Annotated in this window: 22 protein-coding genes; 19 read left to right on the top strand and 3 right to left on the bottom strand. The window is 68.2% G+C overall.

Features of this window, described 5'->3' with window-relative positions; translation table 11 throughout:
* Window positions 1-9 precede the first annotated feature (9 nt).
* The 5 genes from fdxA to G6N47_RS22125 are packed head-to-tail and all read left to right on the top strand — an operon-like array spanning window position 10 to window position 2,673.
* A complete protein-coding gene (gene fdxA, locus G6N47_RS22145; protein ID WP_083133401.1) occupies window positions 10-348 on the top strand; it encodes a ferredoxin in 339 nt (112 codons plus the stop codon).
* The gene (locus G6N47_RS22140) at window positions 345-974 is read left to right on the top strand and encodes a helix-turn-helix transcriptional regulator (protein WP_083133402.1); all 630 of its coding nucleotides are present in this window, start codon (window positions 345-347) and stop codon (window positions 972-974) included. The genes fdxA and G6N47_RS22140 overlap by 4 nt, the downstream gene beginning before the upstream one ends.
* Window positions 971-1,396 (top strand): hypothetical protein, encoded by a 426-nt coding sequence (locus G6N47_RS22135; protein WP_083133403.1) that lies wholly within the window; start codon window positions 971-973, stop codon window positions 1,394-1,396. Before G6N47_RS22140 ends, G6N47_RS22135 begins: the two co-directional genes overlap by 4 nt.
* A complete protein-coding gene (locus G6N47_RS22130) occupies window positions 1,396-1,728 on the top strand; it encodes a cupin domain-containing protein (RefSeq protein WP_062539202.1) in 333 nt (110 codons plus the stop codon). Before G6N47_RS22135 ends, G6N47_RS22130 begins: the two co-directional genes overlap by 1 nt.
* Before the next feature lie 3 nt (window positions 1,729-1,731).
* Window positions 1,732-2,673, top strand: a complete 942-nt coding sequence (locus tag G6N47_RS22125; protein WP_083133404.1) for an NAD(P)H-dependent flavin oxidoreductase — start codon at window positions 1,732-1,734, stop codon at window positions 2,671-2,673.
* A gap of 74 nt (window positions 2,674-2,747) precedes the next feature.
* Here the strand turns inward: G6N47_RS22125 and G6N47_RS22120 are convergent, their stop codons facing one another.
* The gene (locus tag G6N47_RS22120) at window positions 2,748-3,437 is read right to left on the bottom strand and encodes a helix-turn-helix transcriptional regulator (protein WP_083133405.1); all 690 of its coding nucleotides are present in this window, start codon (window positions 3,435-3,437) and stop codon (window positions 2,748-2,750) included.
* A 90-nt stretch (window positions 3,438-3,527) separates the two neighbouring features.
* On the opposite strand from G6N47_RS22120, the gene G6N47_RS22115 reads away from it, so the two are divergent.
* Window positions 3,528-3,956: an Rv2617c family stress response/phage resistance protein gene (locus G6N47_RS22115; protein WP_083133406.1), complete on the top strand. Its 429-nt coding sequence runs from the start codon at window positions 3,528-3,530 to the stop codon at window positions 3,954-3,956.
* Here the strand turns inward: G6N47_RS22115 and G6N47_RS22110 are convergent.
* On the bottom strand, window positions 3,938-4,435 hold the full coding sequence (locus G6N47_RS22110) for a DUF1990 family protein (RefSeq protein ID WP_083133496.1): 498 nt from the start codon (window positions 4,433-4,435) through the stop codon (window positions 3,938-3,940). The genes G6N47_RS22115 and G6N47_RS22110 overlap by 19 nt on opposite strands.
* A gap of 33 nt (window positions 4,436-4,468) precedes the next feature.
* On the opposite strand from G6N47_RS22110, the gene G6N47_RS22105 reads away from it, so the two are divergent.
* Entirely contained in the window at window positions 4,469-5,329 is an 861-nt protein-coding gene (locus tag G6N47_RS22105; protein WP_264007057.1) for an aldo/keto reductase, read from the top strand.
* A 19-nt stretch (window positions 5,330-5,348) separates the two neighbouring features.
* Complete coding sequence (locus G6N47_RS22100; RefSeq protein ID WP_139799638.1) at window positions 5,349-5,972, top strand: PaaI family thioesterase; 624 nt, start codon at window positions 5,349-5,351, stop codon at window positions 5,970-5,972.
* Window positions 5,973-5,977: 5 nt separating this feature from the next.
* Here G6N47_RS22100 and G6N47_RS22095 read toward each other — a convergent pair whose 3' ends face one another.
* Window positions 5,978-7,621 (bottom strand): Na+/H+ antiporter, encoded by a 1,644-nt coding sequence (locus G6N47_RS22095; RefSeq protein ID WP_232080264.1) that lies wholly within the window; start codon window positions 7,619-7,621, stop codon window positions 5,978-5,980.
* 103 nt (window positions 7,622-7,724) lie between these two features.
* On the opposite strand from G6N47_RS22095, the gene thrS reads away from it, so the two are divergent.
* The 11 genes from thrS to G6N47_RS22040 all read left to right on the top strand — a co-directional run bounded on the left by thrS (window position 7,725) and on the right by G6N47_RS22040 (window position 18,675).
* The gene (gene thrS, locus G6N47_RS22090) at window positions 7,725-9,758 is read left to right on the top strand and encodes a threonine--tRNA ligase (protein ID WP_083133408.1); all 2,034 of its coding nucleotides are present in this window, start codon (window positions 7,725-7,727) and stop codon (window positions 9,756-9,758) included.
* Window positions 9,751-10,302 carry an HIT family protein gene (locus tag G6N47_RS22085; protein WP_083133409.1) on the top strand — a complete coding sequence of 184 codons (552 nt, stop codon included), beginning with the start codon at window positions 9,751-9,753 and terminating at the stop codon, window positions 10,300-10,302. Before thrS ends, G6N47_RS22085 begins: the two co-directional genes overlap by 8 nt.
* Window positions 10,299-10,946, top strand: a complete 648-nt coding sequence (gene pgsA / locus G6N47_RS22080; RefSeq protein ID WP_083133499.1) for a phosphatidylinositol phosphate synthase — start codon at window positions 10,299-10,301, stop codon at window positions 10,944-10,946. Before G6N47_RS22085 ends, pgsA begins: the two co-directional genes overlap by 4 nt.
* Complete coding sequence (locus G6N47_RS22075; RefSeq protein ID WP_083133410.1) at window positions 10,943-11,893, top strand: phosphatidylinositol mannoside acyltransferase; 951 nt, start codon at window positions 10,943-10,945, stop codon at window positions 11,891-11,893. The genes pgsA and G6N47_RS22075 overlap by 4 nt, the downstream gene beginning before the upstream one ends.
* Entirely contained in the window at window positions 11,893-13,017 is a 1,125-nt protein-coding gene (locus tag G6N47_RS22070) for a glycosyltransferase family 4 protein (RefSeq protein ID WP_083133411.1), read from the top strand. Before G6N47_RS22075 ends, G6N47_RS22070 begins: the two co-directional genes overlap by 1 nt.
* Window positions 13,017-14,030, top strand: coding sequence for an NUDIX hydrolase (locus G6N47_RS22065; RefSeq protein WP_083133412.1), 1,014 nt, complete (start codon window positions 13,017-13,019; stop codon window positions 14,028-14,030). Before G6N47_RS22070 ends, G6N47_RS22065 begins: the two co-directional genes overlap by 1 nt.
* Before the next feature lie 70 nt (window positions 14,031-14,100).
* Window positions 14,101-14,994 carry a pyridoxal 5'-phosphate synthase lyase subunit PdxS gene (gene pdxS / locus G6N47_RS22060; RefSeq protein WP_264007056.1) on the top strand — a complete coding sequence of 298 codons (894 nt, stop codon included), beginning with the start codon at window positions 14,101-14,103 and terminating at the stop codon, window positions 14,992-14,994.
* A gap of 9 nt (window positions 14,995-15,003) precedes the next feature.
* Window positions 15,004-15,843, top strand: a complete 840-nt coding sequence (gene tesB / locus G6N47_RS22055) for an acyl-CoA thioesterase II (protein WP_083133413.1) — start codon at window positions 15,004-15,006, stop codon at window positions 15,841-15,843.
* Window positions 15,844-15,877: 34 nt separating this feature from the next.
* Window positions 15,878-16,489, top strand: a complete 612-nt coding sequence (gene pdxT / locus G6N47_RS22050; protein WP_083133501.1) for a pyridoxal 5'-phosphate synthase glutaminase subunit PdxT — start codon at window positions 15,878-15,880, stop codon at window positions 16,487-16,489.
* Between the two features lie 37 nt (window positions 16,490-16,526).
* Window positions 16,527-17,876, top strand: coding sequence for an ABC1 kinase family protein (locus G6N47_RS22045; RefSeq protein WP_083133502.1), 1,350 nt, complete (start codon window positions 16,527-16,529; stop codon window positions 17,874-17,876).
* A 46-nt stretch (window positions 17,877-17,922) separates the two neighbouring features.
* Window positions 17,923-18,675 carry a YebC/PmpR family DNA-binding transcriptional regulator gene (locus G6N47_RS22040; RefSeq protein WP_083133414.1) on the top strand — a complete coding sequence of 251 codons (753 nt, stop codon included), beginning with the start codon at window positions 17,923-17,925 and terminating at the stop codon, window positions 18,673-18,675.
* The last annotated feature ends 80 nt before the right edge of the window (window positions 18,676-18,755 follow it).

The following is an 18,755-nucleotide window of genomic DNA, read 5'->3' as shown; positions in this document are numbered from 1 at the left end:
CTCTAGCGCATGACGTACGTGATCGGGAAGCCATGTGTGGATGTGATGGACCGGGCCTGCGTGGACGAGTGCCCGGTCGACTGCATCTACGAGGGCGGACGCGCCCTTTACATCCACCCCGACGAATGCGTGGATTGCGGCGCCTGTGAGCCGGTCTGCCCGGTCGAGGCGATCTACTACGAAGACGACCTTCCCGAGGATCTGCAGCCTTATCTGGCCGACAATGCCGCGTTCTTCAGCCAGACGCTACCGGGCCGCGACGAGCCGTTGGGCTCGCCGGGCGGAGCGGCCAAGATCGGGCCGCTGGGGGTCGACACGCCGCTGGTGGCTAACCTGCCGAAAGGATGAGCGCAATCAAGGAACCGGTCGGTGGCCGCCGCCGTGATGTGTTGCGAGTGTTGAAGGCGGCGGGGGCTCCGATGAGCATCGTCGCCATTGCCGGCGAGCTGGACGTGCATCCCAATACCGTGCGGTTCCATCTCGATTCGCTGCTCGGCGACGGCCAGGTGGAACAGGTGATGGCCGAGCGCAAGGGGCCGGGCCGCCCGGCGCTGATGTTCCGCGCCACCCGTCAGATGGATCGCGGCGGGCCGCGGCGCTACCGGCTGCTGGCCGAAATCCTGGCAATAGGGCTCACCGCCGACGGGGATGCGGCCGGTAAGGCGCTGGCCGCCGGCCGCGCGTGGGGGCAGCAACTGGCACCGCGTGGGCGTGCCCGGGAATCGGTCGACCACCTCGTCGACGTGCTCGACGAGCTCGGGTTTGCCCCCGAGCGGCGCGGGCGCACGCAGATCGGGCTGCGGCACTGTCCGTTCCTCGAACTGGCCGAAGCGCGCGAAAGCGTTGTCTGTCCCATTCACTTGGGGCTCATGCAGGGCGCATTGGAAAACTGGTCGGCGCCTGTGACCGTCAAACGGCTGGATGCATTCGCCGAACCCGACCTCTGCATGGCGCACCTGGGCGTCGCCCGGTGAACGCCGCACCGGCGATCGCCGTCGCGGTCACATTCGTGTGGCTGGGCATGGTGCTGGCGATCTCGTTCCTGGAAGCACCGCTGAAATTCCGCGCACCGAATGTCACGCTGCAGATCGGGCTCGGCATCGGGCGGCTGGTCTTTCGCGCGCTCAACACGGTCGAGGTCGTCTTGGCGCTCGTCGTCTTGGCGGTCCTTGTCGCCGAGCCGCCCGCGCCTGCCGTGATCGCGGCTTTCGTGATCGCGTTCGCCGCACTGACCCTGCAGTTGGTGGCGGTGCGGCCGTGGTTGAACCGCCGCTCGGACAAGGTGCTCGCCGGCCTCAACGCGCCGCGCTCGCGTGGCCATTACGCCTATGTCGGCTTGGAGCTGATCAAGGTGATCGCCTTGGCCGGCGCCGGGATTCTTCTACTATCCCTTTGATGGAAACCATTTCGTTGACAAGCTTGGCCGACGAAAAGCTGGCCGAGGCCCGCGAGACGCGCAGCGGGCGGGCCGCCCACACCCTGCACGGCGGGCACACCCACGAATTGCGGCAGACGGTGATGGCGCTGCTGGCCGGACGTGAGCTTTCCGAACACGACAGCCCGGGACAGGCGTCGCTGCAGGTGCTGAAGGGACACGTGCGGATCAGCGCCGGCGACGACTCGTGGGACGGCAAGGCCGGCGACTACGTCGTGATTCCGCCGCAACGGCACTCTCTGCAGGCGGTCGACGATTCGGTGGTCATGCTGACCGTGTTCAAGAGCCTCTAGCCGTTGCTGTCGACGCCCTGGTCGCGCCGTGCGGGGCTGCGGGTCCCGATCGTCAACGCGCCGATGGGCGGGGTGGCCGGTGGGCAGCTGGCCGCGGCGGTCAGCGCGGCGGGCGGGCTGGGCATGGTCGGCATGGGCAGCGCCGGGTCGGCGTCGTCGCTGGCCGCCGAGCTGCAGCAGGTGGCCGGAACATTCGGAATCGGCTTGGTGGACTGGGTGATTCGCCAGGAGCCGGAGCTGCTGGACACCGCCTTGCAAGCGAGGCCCGCCTTGTTGTCGGTCAGCTTCGGCACCGACCTGTCCTGGGTTGCGCTCGCTCATGAGGCTGGAATCGCCACGGCCACACAGGTTTACGACGCCGACGGCGCCCGGCGGGCTGCCGACGCCGGGATCGACGTGCTGGTGGCGCGCGGCGGGGAAGGCGGCGGCCACGGAGAGGCCACGGTCGCGACGCTGCCGCTGCTCGACGCGGTTCTGAACGCGGTGTCGGTGCCGGTGCTGGCCGCCGGCGGAATCGCCTCGCCGCGAAGCCTGGCCGCCGTGCTGGCGGCCGGCGCCGCCGGCGCCTGGCTGGGCACCTGCCTGTCGGCCTGTTCGGAGGCGCTGACCACCGATGCCGCCCGCAAGGCATTGATCGCCGCCCGCGAGACCGACACCACCGCGACCCGGGTGTTCGACGTCGGCCGGGATTACCCATGGCCGCAGCGGTTTCCGTCGCGGGTACTGCGCAACGACTTCGTCGCGCGATGGGACGGCCGCGAAGAAGAATTGGCCGGCGATGCCGGCGCGCGGGCCGAACTTGCCGAGGCGATCGCCGCCGAGGACTACGGGGTGGCTCCCGTCGACGCCGGGCAGGGCGTGGCAATGATCACCGGGGTGGAGCCCGTCGCCGACGTCATCGAGCGGCTTTGCGCGGGCGCGGAACGGTTGCTGGCTCGCTGGTAGCCGACTCTGCCGAGTGGGAAGTTATGTCACGGTTTTTTCGGGATCTTGTGCGATAAGTGGCCATTCGGTTGACGTCATGGCCCCGCGGTCAGCACCACACAACAGCGGTCCGGGTGCGGATCGAGCCGGGTGTGCGGGCTGTGCGGCGCCAGCGCCTCGGCCACGCCCGCGATCAGCGCGTGGTTCATGCCGCAGGCCAATTCGGTCTGCCGGCGGGCCAGCGTGTGGAACGGGCAGTTGGCCAGGCAGATCTCTGCGCCGACGCGCCGGGGCTCGTAGCCGTGCTCGGTCAGCACAGCCGCCGCGAGCTGCAGCGCCGACTCGGCATCGCGCGGTCGCCGCTCGGCGTCCTGTGCGATAGCGCGGCCGTAATCGCGGGCGATCCGGTGCAGCACTTCGACGGCGGGCACACCTGTCGCGGCGGACTCCGCAAGGGCGTCGGCCATCAGCCGGCCGGCCAGCTCGTACTCGCGCTGCGGCAGGCTGACCGCGATGTCGCGCCCGGCCCGGCGATACAGCTTCGAGGGACGGCCCGCGCCCGGGCCCGAGCGCCCGGTCAGCCGGGCATAGTCGCAGTCCAGCAGGCCCTCGGCGGCCAGCCGGTCCAGATGAAATTTCGCCTGATGGCGGGGGATGCCGACGGCCTCGGCGGCTTGGTCGCGGCTGACCGCTTCGGCTTGTGAGCACACGAATCGGTAGAGCTGGCGGCGTACCGGATCGGCGAGGGCGCCGATCCCGGCGGCGTCACGCTGCAGGTCGTCCATCGAGCCCTCTTCTAACTAACAAAACACTTGACGTTACATAGTACAAGTTCTAACGTTCGAATTATTATCTGTTAGTACTAGGAGGCAGTCATGGCCACCGATCAAGTAACAGCCGCGCGCACGCTGAAGGATCCGACGCACTCGGCTTACCTGCTCCTGCGTGTCGTGTTCACCGTCGCGCCTGTGGTGTTCGGGCTGGACAAGTTCTTCAACCTGCTCACGCACCCGCATCACTGGAGCATGTATCTGGCCCCCTGGATCGACGACATCGTGCCCGGCAGCGCCGATCAGTGCATGTATCTGGTGGGCGTGATCGAGATCGTCGCCGGTGTTCTGGTGGCGGTCGCGCCGCGCATCGGGGCGTGGGTGGTCGCGGCCTGGCTGGCCGGCATCATCGTCGACCTGCTGACACTGTCCGGCTACTACGACATCGCGCTGCGCGACTTCGGTCTGCTGGTCGGAGCGGTCGCGCTGGGCCTGTTAGCCCGCGGCGATCGCAATCACACCGCGCGCACGTAGCGCTTGGCGATGATCCGCTGGCCCAGCGTTAGCAGCGGCCCGCCGGCCTTGCTCCACCACGTTGCCGGCCGGGAGAACGCAAACACCTCCGCGAACACGGCGGCGGTCACCGGGTCGTGGCGCACCACGAACCGCTCCTCGCCGGACTCCGGGTGGCCGGGCAGCGTGCCATAGGCAAATCCCTTGGCCTCCGGCTCGTCGACCACGTACACGACCCGGCACGGCGCCCACAGGAACCCGAGGCCGACGAGCACGTCGGCGCCGACCGCCACCACTTCGCTGCTGGCCTTGACCCGCAAGCCGGCGCCGCGCTGCATGCCCCAGTGCATGACGGCGTCGGCGGCGTCCTCGAAACGCTTTTGGCCCGCGCCGATTTGGGTGGCAAACCCGAGATGGTGATAGCCCGGCGGCGGCGGACCGGCGGTGGCGCCCACTTCCGGATAGCTCAGCGGCAGATCGGTCAGCGTGTGCAAGTCCACGCGATTCAGCTTGCCACGCGTACGGTCGTGAACGTGACTGCACAAAGTTCTGGAACGTTCACTCTCGGCGACATGACGGTCAACCGGCTCGGTTTCGGCGCCATGCGCCTGACCGGCAAGGGCGTGTGGGGCCCGCCCGCCGACCGCGCGGAAGCCGTGCGGGTGCTGCGTCGGGCGGTGGAACTCGGGGTCAACTTCATCGACACCGCCGACTCGTACGGCCCCTACATCTCCGAAGAAATCATCCGCGAGGCGCTGCATCCCTACGACGGCCTGGTGATCGCGACCAAGGCCGGCCTGCTGCGCACCGGCCCCGACGTGTGGATTCCGCTAGGCAACCCGAGTTACCTGCGCCAGGAATGCGAGATGAGCCTGCGGCGGCTCGGAGTCGACACGATCGACCTGTTCCAACTGCACCGCATCGACCGCAACTTCCCGCTGGCCGACCAGGTCGGCGAGCTCGCCAAGCTCAAAGACGAGGGCAAGATCCGCCACATCGGCCTGTCCGAGGTCGACGTCGACCAGCTGAAGGCGGCCCAACAGATCACGCCGATCGTCTCGGTGCAGAACATGTACAACCTGACCGCGCGGGCCGCCGAGCCGCTGCTGGACGCGTGCGCCAAACAGGACATCGGGTTCATCCCGTGGTTTCCGCTGGCCGCCGGACCCCTGGCCGCGCCCGACGGCCCGCTGCAGCGGATGGCCGGTGAGCATGACGCCACGCCCTCGCAAATGGCGTTGGCTTGGCTGCTCAAACGCTCGCCGGTGATGTTGCCGATCCCGGGGACCTCCAGCGTGGCGCACCTCGAAGAGAACGTCGCCGCCGCGGAGATCACGCTGTCCGACGACGAATTCGAGTTGCTGGGCGCCATCGGCGAACAGAACGCCTCGTAGGACCCAATACGGTGTCCTGGTGGCACCGAAGAACACGCGACAGCCCGGCGGCGGATTCAACCCGCCCGAACCGACCACCAAGGGCGGCCCCGACTACGGCAGGTTCATCGAGGCGGTACGCGTGCTGCAGGACCATGCCCGTGCCGTCGACGCCCCCGACGAGGTGATCAGCGAGGCGGCCGACCTGCTGGAGAAGGTGTCTGACCTGTTGGCGCCGTTCGACACCGGCGAATGGCGCTCCCCGTCGGGCCGCCGGATGGACCTGCCGATGCGCGGCAACATCTCGTCGGTGCCGATGAAGATGAGCAAGACCGACGACGGCAGGATCCGGGGCTGGGCCCGGTTCCGCCGGTTCCATCTGGGACGCAACGGCGCCGTCCACGGCGGCATGGTGGCGCAGCTCTTCGATTCGGTGCTGGGGCTGACGTCAGCGGTGCTCACCGGCGGCCCCTACCAGCGCACCGCCTACCTGCATCTGGACTACCGGCACATCGTGCCGATCGAAAAACAGCTGCAGGTGGAGGCCGGAATCAGCAGGGTCGAGGGCCGCAAGATCTTCGTCTCGGGGCGGCTGAGCGACGGCGGCACCCTGCTGACCGAAGGCCAAGCGCTGTTCGTGATGCTCAAACCGGGCCAGCTGTAGCCGATTCAGCGGTTGCGTCCGCGGGACCGCGTGCCGATCGGCAGCATGCCCTCCTCGTGGTCGAGTTCGCGTTGGAGCACGCGAAGGCTCTTGTCGGGCAGCATGCCGGCGTCGCGCCAGCGCACGAGCTCGTCGCGTTCGGCGTCGATGGCCGCCCGGCGTATCGCGGCGGCGGCTTCGTAGCCGGACAGGGGCGCCTCGCCGAGGTCCGACGACTCCAGCAGATCGAGTTGACGTCGATACCGCTCGAGCCGGGCCGTCAACTGCTCGCGCACGCTCGCCAGCGCCCGGGCGTCGAGCTCGTCGTCGCCCTGCTGGTCCAGCTCGTCGAGCCTGTCGAGGGCAGCCTGAATAGCCGCCGTCCGCGCTCGATGGCGCAGCCGCAGCTCGTCGACGGCGTCCGCGTGCAGCCCCAACGCCCGCACCACCCGGCCGAATGTGCTGCCCTGTCCGATCAGCGTCACCAGCACCACGACAAACGTGCAGAACAGCAACAGGTTTCGGTCGGGAAACGCTGAGCCGCGCTGCGTCACGAACGGCACCGCGAAAATCGCGGCGAGGCTCACCACACCGCGGGTGCCGGCCCAGCTCAACACCAAAATCTCACGGCCACTGAGCTTTTCGGCTCTGGAGTCGGCGTTGCCCAGCCGGGTGTGCAGCGGGCGCGGAAGTGTCTGGGTGAGCACCAACCACAGCGGCCGCATCAACAGGACCACGGCGACGGTCACGCTGACCGCCACGATGATCGTTGAGGTCGAGTAGCCGCGCAGACCCTCAAGGATGGTCGGCAACTGCTGACCGATCAGCAAGAAGACCAGACCTTCGAGCAGAAAGTTGACCAGTCGCCAGACGGCTCGGGTCTGCAACCGGGTTGCGCCCGTTTCGGATCGGGGCGAGTCGTGCCCGACGATCAGCCCGCACACCACGACCGCCAGCACACCGGAGGCGTGGACCTTCTCGGCGGCCAGGTAGGTCACGAACGGTGTGGCGAGCGAAATCGCGTTGGCGGTCAGCACATCGTGGGTCCACGCTCGCAGCGCCCGTCGGCAGTAGGCCAGTGCCACGCCCACCAGCAGGCCACCTACCGCGGCGAGGACGAACCGCCCGATCGCCGACGGTAGCGAGAATCCCGCACCGGTCGCCGCTGCGATGGCCACCGACAGCGTGGTGAGCGCTGTCGCGTCGTTGAGCAGCCCTTCGCCCTCGATCAGGGTGACAATGCCCAGCGGCAGACCGACCTTGCGCGCGACGGCGAGCGCGGCCACCGGATCTGTGGGTGCCACCGCTGCCCCCAACACCATCCCCGCCGTAACCGTTGCACCGCCGACCAGCAGCGCGAACGCGACACCGACCGACGCCGCGGTCACCAGAACCAGAACCACCGACAGGCTGATGATCGTGCGCAGGTTGCGGCGTATCCCGACGAGCGACGATTCCAGCGCCGCGTTGTAGAGCAATGGCGGCAATATCCCGGTCATTACGACGTCGGGATCGAGGCCGATGTTCGGGCCGGGCAGCAGCGCATAGCCGATCCCGACGAGGGTGAGAAGCGCCGCGCTGGGCAGGTCGGTGCGGTCACTGACCCAGTTCACCACCACGATGACGGCGACGGCGACGAGCAGCAATCCCAAACCCGTCTGCACCAACACGGCCTCATTCTGCCGTTTCGGGTGGCCTGTCGGCGGCCCTGCTTGGCTGCGGGCCGCCCCGATAGCATGGTCGTCTACCCACCGAACCTTGGAGACCGCCCCGATGACCGCAGCCCTGATCCGGGTACCAGCCGGAACGAGCGCTGCGGCGGCGGTACGCGAGGCGGGACTGCCCGGCCGCGGCGCGCCCGACGCGGTTGTGGTGGTGCGCGACGCCGAAGGCAAACTGCGCGACTTGAGCTGGGTTCCGGAGGCCGACGCCGAGGTTGTCCCGGTGGCGGCCAACACCGAGGACGGTCGCAGCGTGATCCGGCATTCGTGTGCCCACGTGCTGGCCCAGGCCGTGCAGGAATTGTTCCCGGATGCCAAGCTCGGCATCGGCCCGCCGATCACCGACGGCTTCTACTACGACTTCGACGTGCCGGCGCCGTTCACGCCGGAGGATCTGGAGGCGCTGGAAAAGCGGATGCGCCAGATCGTCAAGGAGGGCCAGCTGTTCTCCCGGCGGGTCTACGAATCCAAGGAACATGCCCGTGCGGAGCTGGCCGGCGAGCCCTACAAGCTGGAGCTGGTCGACGACAAGTCCGGCGACCCGGCGGTGATGGAGGTGGGCGGCGACGAGCTCACCGCCTACGACAACCTGAATCCCCGTACCCGAGACCGTGTTTGGTACGACCTGTGCCGCGGCCCCCACATTCCGACGACCCGCCACATTCCGGCGTTCAAGCTGACCCGCAGTTCGGCGGCGTACTGGCGCGGCGACCAGAACAACGCCAGCCTGCAACGCATCTACGGCACGGCCTGGGAGTCGCAGGAGGCCTTGGAGCGTCACCTGACGCTGCTGGAGGAAGCCCAGCGCCGCGACCACCGCAAGCTGGGCGCCGAGCTGGACCTGTTCAGTTTCCCCGACGAAATCGGTTCGGGGCTACCGGTTTTCCACCCGAAGGGTGGCATCGTGCGCCGCGAGCTGGAGGAGTACTCGCGGCGCAAGCACATCGAGGCCGGCTACGAGTTCGTCACCACCCCGCACATCACCAAGGCCGAGCTGTTCCACACGTCCGGTCACCTGGACTGGTACGCCGATGACATGTACCCGTCGATGCACCTGGACGCCGAATACGACGACGACGGCGCGGTGCGCAAGCCGGGGCAGGACTACTACCTCAAGCCGATGAACTGCCCGATGCACCACCTGATCTATCGGTCACGGGGCCGGTCGTATCGAGAACTTCCGTTGCGGCTCTTCGAGTTCGGTACCGTCTACCGCTACGAAAAATCTGGCGTCGTGCACGGGTTGACCCGCGCGCGGGGCTTTACCCAAGACGACTCGCATATCTACTGCACCCGCGAGCAGCTGGCCGACGAGCTCGCATCGCTGCTGCGGTTCGTGCTCGATCTGCTCAGCGATTACGGTCTGACTGACTTCTATCTGGAGCTATCGACTCGCGACGAGGACAAGTTCGTCGGCTCCGAAGAGGTCTGGGAGGCGGCGACCGCGACGCTGGCCGAGGTGGCCGAGGCATCCGGGCTGGAACTTCGGCCCGATCCGGGCGGCGCGGCGTTTTACGGGCCGAAGATTTCGGTGCAGACCCGTGACGCGCTGGGCCGCACCTGGCAGGTGTCGACCATCCAGCTGGACCTGTACATGCCCGAGCGGTTCGACCTCGAGTACACCGCCGCCGACGGCAGCCGGCAACGCCCGGTGCTGATCCACCGCGCGTTGTTCGGTTCGATCGAGCGGTTTTTCGCCATCCTCACCGAGCATTACGCCGGCGCGTTCCCGGCGTGGCTCGCGCCGGTGCAAGCGGTCGGCATCCCGGTTGCCGACGACCACGTGTCCTACCTGGAGGACGTTGCGGCGCAATTGAAGTCACACGGTGTGCGGGTCGAGGTGGACGCCAGCGACGACAGGATGGCCAAAAAAATCGTCAACCACACCAACCACAAGGTGCCGTTCATGCTGCTGGCCGGCGACCGCGACGTCGCCGCCGACGCGGTGAGCTTCCGCTTCGGTGACCGCACCCAGATCAACGGGGTGCCGCGCGACGACGCCGTCGCCGCCATCGTGGCATGGATTGCCGACCGCGAAAACGCCGTGCCCACTGCCGAATTGGTGAAAGTGAGCGGCCGTGGCTGACGACGACGCCATCGTCGACCGGGGCGTGGGTGAGGCCGACCACCTGCAGCGGTTGTGGACGCCCTACCGGATGAGTTATCTGGCCGAGGCGCCGCTGCGGCGGGAGAACTCCGATCCGGCGCAACTGTTCACCGACATCCCGCAGCTGTCCGACGAAGACGGCCTGGTGGTCGCCCGCGGCGAACTGGTGTACGCCGTGCTCAACCTGTATCCGTACAACCCCGGCCACCTGATGGTGGTGCCCTATCGGCGGGTATCCGAACTGGAGGACCTCACCGACAAGGAGAGTGCGGAGTTGATGGCGTTCACCCAGAAGGCGATCCGCGTAATCAAGGCGGTGTCCCGGCCGCACGGCTTCAACGTCGGCCTGAACCTGGGGACGTCGGCAGGCGGCTCGCTGGCCGAACACCTGCACGTGCACGTCGTTCCGCGGTGGGGCGGCGACGCCAACTTCATCACGATCGTCGGCGACTCCAAGGTCATCCCGCAGTTGCTGCGCGACACCCGGCAACTGCTGGCCACCGAGTGGGCGAAGCAGCCGTGAGCAAACTTCTGTCCCGCGAAGGGGTGGCACGGGTCACCACACCGGTGGCGAGGGCCTTGCTGCGGCTCGGTCTGACCGCCGACGCCGTCACGATCATCGCCACCGCGGCGTCGGTGCTGGCCTCGCTGACGCTGTTTCCGACCGGTCAGCTGTTCGCCGGAACATTCGTCATCTGGTTCTTCGTGATGTTCGACATGGTCGACGGGGCGATGGCCCGGGAGAGCGGCGGCGGCAGCCGGTTCGGCGCGGTGCTGGACGCCACCTGCGACCGGATCAGCGACGGCGCGGTGTTCTGCGGGCTGTTGTGGTGGGCGGCGTTCGGCCTGCGCAGCCCGTCGCTGGTGGTGGCGACGTTGATCTGCCTGGTCACTTCGCAGGTGATCTCCTACATCAAGGCCCGCGCCGAGGCCAGCGGGCTGCGCGGCGACGGCGGATTCATCGAACGCCCGGAGCGCTTGATTATCGTCCTGGTCGGCGCCGGACTGTCGGACCTGCCGGTCTTTCCGCTGCCGTGGGCGCTGCACGTGGCGATGTGGCTGCTGGCGCTGGCCAGCATGATCACCTGCGCCCAGCGGCTGCACACCGTGCGGCACTCGCCCGGCGCGGCGGAGCCGATGCACGCACCGGGGAAGAGCGAGCCATGATCGGCGTCCCGGCCGGTCTGAAAGTGCCGGGGGGCAGTCGCTTCTCGCTGGGTGGCCGGGTGAGCGATCTGGGGTATGCGGCCGGATGGATGATGGTGCGGGCCATGCCGGAGTTCGCCGCGCGCAACGTGTTCGACGCCGGCGCGTTGTATGCGTCGCTGGGCGGCGGACCTGTCCAGCTGCGCAAGAACCTGGCCCGTGTCATCGGCGTAGCGCCGGCGCAGGTGCCCGGTTCGCTGATGCGGGCCTCGCTGGCCTCTTATGCCCGCTACTGGCGCGAAGCGTTCCGGCTGCCGACGATGAACCACGCCGAGCTTGCCCGGCAGCTGCACGAATCGATTCAGGGCCAAGAACATCTGAACTCCGCGCTGGCGGCCGGCCGCGGGGCGGTGCTGGCGTTGCCGCACAGCGGCAACTGGGACATGGCCGGGGTGTGGCTGGCGCAGACCCACGGCACTTTCACCACGGTCGCCGAGCGGCTCAAACCCGAGTCGCTGTATCGGCGATTCATCGCCTACCGGGAAAGCCTTGGCTTCGAGGTGCTTCCGCTGTCCGGCGGCGACCGCCCGCCCTTCGACGTGCTCTGCGAACGGCTGCGTGACAACAAGATCGTGTGCCTGATGGCCGAGCGCGACCTCACCCGCACCGGGGTACAGGTCGACTTCTTCGCCGAACCCACCCGGCTGCCGGCCGGGCCGGCCAAGCTGGCGATCGAAACCGGCGCGGCGCTGCTGCCGGTGCACTGCTGGTTCGAAGATGACGGTTGGGGCGCCGAAATCTACCCGGCACTGGACTGCACCGGCGGCGACGTCGTCGCGATCACCCAGGCGCTGGCCGAGAAGTTTGCCCTCAACATCGCCGCGCACCCCGCCGACTGGCATATGCTGCAGCCGCAGTGGCTGGCCGATCTGTCCGAGGAGCGACGGGCCAAATTGGGAGACGGCTGATGCGCATCGGCATGGTGTGCCCGTACTCGTTCGACGTGCCGGGCGGGGTGCAGTCGCACGTGCTCCAGCTCGCCGAGGTGATGCGTGCCCGCGGGCACTGCGTCAGCGTGCTGGCCCCCTCGTCACCGCATGTCAAGCTCCCCGACTACGTCGTCTCGGCCGGCAAGGCCGTACCGATCCCGTACAACGGCTCGGTGGCGCGGCTGCAGTTCAGCCCGGCGGTGCACGGCCGGGTGCGGCGCTGGCTGGCCGAGGGCGATTTCGACGTGCTGCACCTGCACGAGCCCAATGCGCCCAGCCTGTCGATGTGGGCGTTGCGGGTGGCCGAGGGGCCGATCGTGGCGACCTTTCACACGTCGACCACCAAATCGCTGACGCTGTCGGTGTTCGCCGGCGTGCTGCGGCCCTGGCATGAGAAGATCGTAGGCCGCATCGCGGTGTCCGACCTGGCCCGGCGCTGGCAGATGGAGGCGCTGGGCTCCGACGCGGTCGAGATCCCCAACGGTGTTGACGTCGGGGCGTTTTCCGCTGCGCCGCTGTTGGCCGGATACCCGCGGCCCGGCAAGACGGTGTTGTTCTTGGGCCGCTACGACGAGCCTCGCAAGGGCATGGCGGTGCTGATGGACGCGCTTCCACATGTGGTGCAACGCTTTCCCGACGTCCAGCTGCTGATCGTCGGCCGAGGCGACGAGGACGAATTGCGAAGCAGCGCAGGGTCTTTGGCGAAGCATTTGCGTTTTCTGGGCCAGGTGGACGACGCCGGCAAGGCGTCGGCGCTGCGCAGCGCCGACGTCTACTGCGCACCCAACACCGGCGGTGAGAGTTTCGGCATCGTGCTGGTGGAGGCGATGGCCGCCGGGACCGCGGTGGTGGCCAGCGATCTGCACGCGTTCCGGCGGGTGCTGCGCGACGGCCAGGCCGGGCGCCTGGTGCCGGTCGAAGACGGCGCTGCGCTGGGTGCGGCGCTGGTCGCGGTGCTGGAGAACGACGTATTGCGGGAAAGGTATGTGGCGGCCGGCGCCGAGGTGGTGCGCCGCTATGACTGGTCGGTGGTGGCCAACCAGATCATGCGGGTCTACGAGACGGTCGCCGGCTCCGGCACCAAGGTGCAGGTGGCCAGCTGATGGTGTGGCTGGTGGTGGCCATCGCGGTGCTGGTCGTGCTGCTGGTGGTGTTCGGCAGCTGGGTGTATCACACCGCGAACCGCCTGGACCGGCTGCACGTGCGCTACGACCTGTCCTGGCAGGCGCTGGACGGGGCGCTGGCCCGTCGCGCCGTGGTGGCCCGCGCGGTGGCAGTCGACGCCTTCCACGGCGCGTCGGAGGGCAAGCGGTTGGCGGCGCTGGCCGACGCGGCCGAACGCGCGCCCCGGCAAACCCGCGAGGCGTGTGAGAACGAGTTGTCCGCGGCGCTGGCGATGGTCGACCCGGCGTCGCTGCCGTCGGCGCTGGTGGCCGAGCTGGCCGACGCCGAAGCCCGCGTGCTGTTGGCCCGTCGCTTCCACAACGACGCGGTCCGCGACACGCTGGCGCTGCGCGAGCGGCCACTGGTACGGCTGCTGCGACTCGGTGGAACCGCTGCGCTGCCAAGCTATTTCGAGATCGCCGAACGCTCGCATTCGGCGGGGCACAGGTCGAGCAAGCGCACGTCGGCGCGAGTGGTCCTGCTCGACGACGCCGGCGCGGTGCTGCTGCTGTGCGGATCGGACCCAGCGCTGCCTCCGGGAAGCGCGCCGCGATGGTGGTTCACCGTCGGCGGCCAGACCCGCGACGGCGAGGATCTGGCCGCGACCGCCGCGCGCGAGCTGGCCGAGGAGACCGGCCTGCGGGTCAACCCCGGCGAGATGATCGGACCGATCTGGCGGCGCGACGCGGTCTTCGACTTCAACGGCTCGGTGCTCGACAGCGAGGAGTACTTCTTCGTGTACCGCACCCACCGGTTCGAGCCGTCGATCGCCGGGCGGACCGAGCTGGAACGCCGCTACATCCACTGCCACCGCTGGTGTGACGCCGGCGACATCGCCGAGCTGGTGGCCGCCGGCGAGACGGTCTACCCGCTGCAGCTCTCCGAGCTGCTGGCCGACGCGAATGCGCTGGCACAGACCCGCGCCCCCCGCCAGCTGCAGTCGATCCGCTAGGTGGCTTTTGCCGAGCGTGCGGCTAGCTTCACGTTCGGCGCTTTGGGAGCCACCATTTAGACTGGTAGCCGTGACTTCTAACGGGCAGACCGGCACCGCGCGGGTCAAGCGCGGCATGGCCGAGATGCTCAAGGGCGGCGTCATCATGGACGTCGTCACTCCCGAACAGGCGCGCATCGCCGAGGGGGCCGGCGCCGTCGCGGTGATGGCGCTGGAACGGGTGCCCGCCGACATCCGCGCACAGGGCGGCGTGTCGCGGATGAGTGACCCCGACATGATCGAGGGCATCATCTCCGCGGTCACCATCCCGGTGATGGCCAAGGCGCGCATCGGGCATTTCGTCGAGGCGCAGATCCTGCAGACCCTGGGCGTGGACTACGTCGACGAGTCCGAGGTACTCACCCCCGCCGACTACACCCACCACATCGACAAGTGGAAGTTCACCGTGCCGTTCGTGTGCGGCGCCACCAATCTCGGCGAGGCGCTGAGGCGCATCAACGAGGGTGCGGCGATGATCCGCTCCAAGGGCGAAGCAGGCACCGGCGACGTGTCCAACGCCACCACCCACATGCGGGCCATCACCGGCGAGATCCGCCGGCTCACGTCGCTGTCCGACGACGAATTGTACGTTGCCGCAAAGGAATTGCAGGCACCGTATGAGCTGGTGGTCGAGGTGGCACGGGCCGGCAAGCTGCCGGTCACGCTGTTCACCGCCGGCGGGATCGCCACCCCGGCCGACGCCGCGATGATGATGCAGCTCGGCGCCGAGGGCGTGTTCGTCGGCTCCGGCATCTTCAAGTCCGGCGACCCTGCGGCCCGTGCCGCCGCGATTGTCAAGGCCACCACCTTCTACGACGACCCCGACGTGCTGGCCAAGGTGTCGCGGGGGCTCGGCGAGCCGATGGTCGGCATCAACGTCGAAGAGATCGCGCAGCCGCACCGGCTGGCCGAACGCGGCTGGTAAAAACAGTTCGTGGCGATCGAAGAGATCCTCGATCTCGAGCAACTCGAGGTCAACATCTACCGCGGCAGCGTGTTTTCGGCTGAGTCCGCCGCGTGGCAGCGCACCTTCGGCGGTCACGTCGCCGGCCAGACCCTGGTGTCGGCGGTGCGCACGGTCGACCCGCGTTTTCTGGTGCACTCCCTGCACGGGTACTTCCTGCGGCCGGGAGATGCCAAGGCGCCCACCATTTTCATCGTCGAACGCATCCGTGACGGCGGCTCGTTTTGCACCAGGCGGGTCAACGCGATCCAGCACGGCGAGACCATTTTCGCCATGTCGGCGTCGTTTCAGACCGACCAGAGCGGCATCGAACACCAGGACGCAATGCCGTCGGCGCCGCCGCCGGACGACCTGCCGGGGCTGCAGTCGATGAGGGTGTTCGACGACGCCGGGTTCCGCCAGTTCGAGGAGTGGGACGTGCGGATCGTCCCGCAGGAGAAACTGGTGAGGCTGCCCGGACTGGCGTCGCAACAGCAGGTGTGGTTTCGCCACCGCGACCCGCTGCCCGACGACCATGTGCTGCACATCTGCGCGCTGGCCTACATGAGCGACCTGACCCTGCTCGGCTCGGCGCAGGTGATCCACCTCGACGAGCGCGACCACCTGCAGGTCGCCTCGCTGGACCACGCGATGTGGTTCATGCGGCCGTTCCGGGCCGACGAGTGGCTGCTCTACGACCAGTCGTCGCCGTCGGCGTGCGGCGGGCGGTCGCTGACTCAGGGCAAGATCTTCAACCAGTACGGCGAGATGGTCGCGGCGGTGATGCAGGAGGGTCTGACCCGCTACAAGCGCGACTTCCGGCCCACGTGAGCAGTCCGCGCCGGCGACGATGCAGAGCGAAGCGATGAGGAGGAGCGGCGCAGTAGCTCCCCGCGTCGGCGTCTTGGCGCTGCAGGGCGACACTCGCGAGCACATTGCCGCGCTGCGCGAAGCCGGGGCGTCTCCGGTGCCGGTGCGCCGCCGCGACGAGCTCGACGCCGTCGACGCACTGGTGATCCCGGGCGGGGAGTCCACCACGATGAGCCACCTGCTGGCCGACCTCGACCTGCTCGAACCGCTGCGCAAGCGGCTGGCCGACGGATTGCCGGCCTACGGGGCGTGTGCCGGGATGATCCTTTTGGCCAGCGAGATCCTGGACGCCGGGGCCAACGGCCGTGAGGCGCTGCCGTTGGGCGGGATCGATATGACGGTGCGGCGCAACGCTTTCGGGCGACAAGTCGATTCGTTCGAAGGCGATCTGGAGTTCGCGGGTCTCGACGCTCCGGTGCATGCGGTGTTCATCCGCGCGCCATGGGTGGAGCGCTGCGGATCCGACGTGCAGGTGCTGGCCCGCGCGGCCGGGCATGTCGTCGCCGTGCGCCAAGGTCCGGTGCTCGCGACGGCGTTTCACCCGGAGATGACCGGTGATCGCCGCATCCACCGGCTGTTCGTCGACATCGTCACCGGCGCGGCGTAGCCGCACGTCGCAGTGCCCGCCAAGGCATGATGTGGTCATGGCCGACATTGTGCGGGGCCGATTTGGACGTGTCGCAAAGCTGGCGAGCCTCCCGGCAGGGGCGGCTGGGCGCGCAGCACTGGGCGTCGGGAAGCGGATGACCGGCAAGTCCAGAGACGAGGTCAACGCCGAACTTCTGGAGAAGGCCGCCGACGAGCTGTTCCAGGTGCTGGGCGAGCTCAAGGGCGGGGCCATGAAAGTCGGTCAGGCGCTGTCGGTGATGGAGGCCGCGATCCCTCCCCAATTCGCCGACCCGTTTCGCGAAGCGTTGGTCAAGCTGCAAAGCGAAGCCCCGCCGCTGCCGGCCGCCAAGGTGCACCGGGTGCTCGACGCCCAGCTCGGCACCAAATGGCGCGACCGCTTCCAATCCTTCGACGACACGCCCGTCGCCTCGGCGAGCATCGGGCAGGTGCACAAGGGCGTCTGGAAGGAGGGTCGCGAGGTCGCCGTCAAGGTCCAGTACCCCGGCGCCGACGAGGCGCTGCGCGCCGACCTCAAGCTGATCAAGCGGTTCTCCTGGGTGGTCAAGCAGATTGCCCCGCGCGCGGATGTGGACCGAATCGTCGCAGAGGTCAGCGAGCGCATCGAAGCAGAGCTGGACTATCGGCTCGAAGCCAACTATCAGCGTGCCTTCGCGAAAGCCTTTGCGGGCGACGAGAAGTTCTTCGTACCGCCGGTGGTCGCCAGCGCGCCGAAAGTCATCATCTCGGAGTGGATGGAAGGCCGGCGTCTTTCCACGATCATCGCCGAGGGCACTCGGGATGAACGAGACTCCGTGTGCGCCTTGCTTTTCGAATTCATCTTGAGCTCACCCGCCCGTGTCGAGCTGGTGCACGCCGACCCGCATCCGGGCAATTTCATGGTGCTGGCGGACGGCCGCCTCGGCGTTATCGATTTCGGCGCCGTCGCCGAACATCCCGGCGGCCTGCCTCCGGAGTTCGGCGAGCTGCTGTGCTGGGCGCGCGACGAACAGTGGGACGACGTGATCCGGCTGCTCAAGAAGCTCGGGTTCATGCCCGCGGACTACGAGCTGACCGCCGAGCAGGTGGTGGAGTACATCGATCCGCTGTGGGCCTACATCGACCCGCTGCGTGCCGGCGAGTTCCATTTCACCCGGAAATGGTTCCAGAAGACGGCGTTGGTCACGACCGATCCCATGCGGGAAGGGTTCGCCGACCGGTTCAAGCTCGCCCGCCAGCTGACCATCCCACCCGGCTGGGTCATGTTGCTCCGCACGCTCGGGGGCCTGCTTGGGGTGGCCGTGCAGCTCGACGCGCACGTGGCGTACGCCACGCTGGTCGAGCGGTGGGTACCGGGATTCTTCGAGCCCGGAGGCCGCCCCACGTAGACTCGTCTGGCGAACTTTGCCCAGCGACGACAAGAGGTAGTAATCGATGAGCGGCCATTCCAAATGGGCCACCACCAAGCACAAGAAGGCCGTCATCGACGCGCGCCGCGGCAAGAACTTCGCCCGGCTGATCAAAAACATCGAGGTCGCGGCCCGGGTCGGCGGCGGTGATCCGGCGGGCAACCCGACGCTGTATGACGCCATCCAGAAGGCGAAGAAGAACTCGGTGCCCAACGACAACATCGAACGGGCCCGCAAACGCGGCGCCGGCGAGGAGGCCGGTGGCGCCGACTACCAGACCATCACCTACGAGGGCTACGGGCCCAACGGGGTGGCGGTGCTGATCGAGTGCCTGACCGACAACCGCAACCGGGCCGCCAGCGAGGTGCGCGTGGCGATGACCCGCAACGGCGGCAACATGGCCGACCCCGGCTCGGTGTCCTACCTGTTCGCCCGCAAGGGCGTGGTCACGCTGGAGAAGGACGGGCTGACCGAGGACGACGTGCTGGCGGCGGTGCTGGACGCCGGGGCCGAGGACGTCAACGACCTCGGCGACAGCTTCGAGATCATCAGCGAGCCGGGCGATCTGGTCGCGGTGCGGACCGCACTGCAGGACGCCGGCATCGACTACGACTCGGCCGAGGCGGGATTCCAGCCGTCGGTCACCGTCCCGCTCGACGCCGAAGGCGCGCGCAAGGTGATGAAACTGGTCGACGCGCTCGAGGAAAGCGACGACGTGCAGGACGTCTACACCAACGCCGACATCCCCGACGAAATCCTGGCCCAGATCGAGGAATGACGGGCGCGCTCTTCCCGCGTGTCCTACCGGCCGCTGTCGGCCCCGGCCAGTAGGGTATCGAACAACCGTTCGGCATCGAG

The organism is Mycobacterium branderi (assembly GCF_010728725.1).
Classification (GTDB): Bacteria; Actinomycetota; Actinomycetes; order Mycobacteriales; family Mycobacteriaceae; genus Mycobacterium; species Mycobacterium branderi.
The sequence above is the reverse complement of the archived record's forward strand: the minus strand, read 5'-3'. Positions and strand labels throughout refer to the sequence as shown.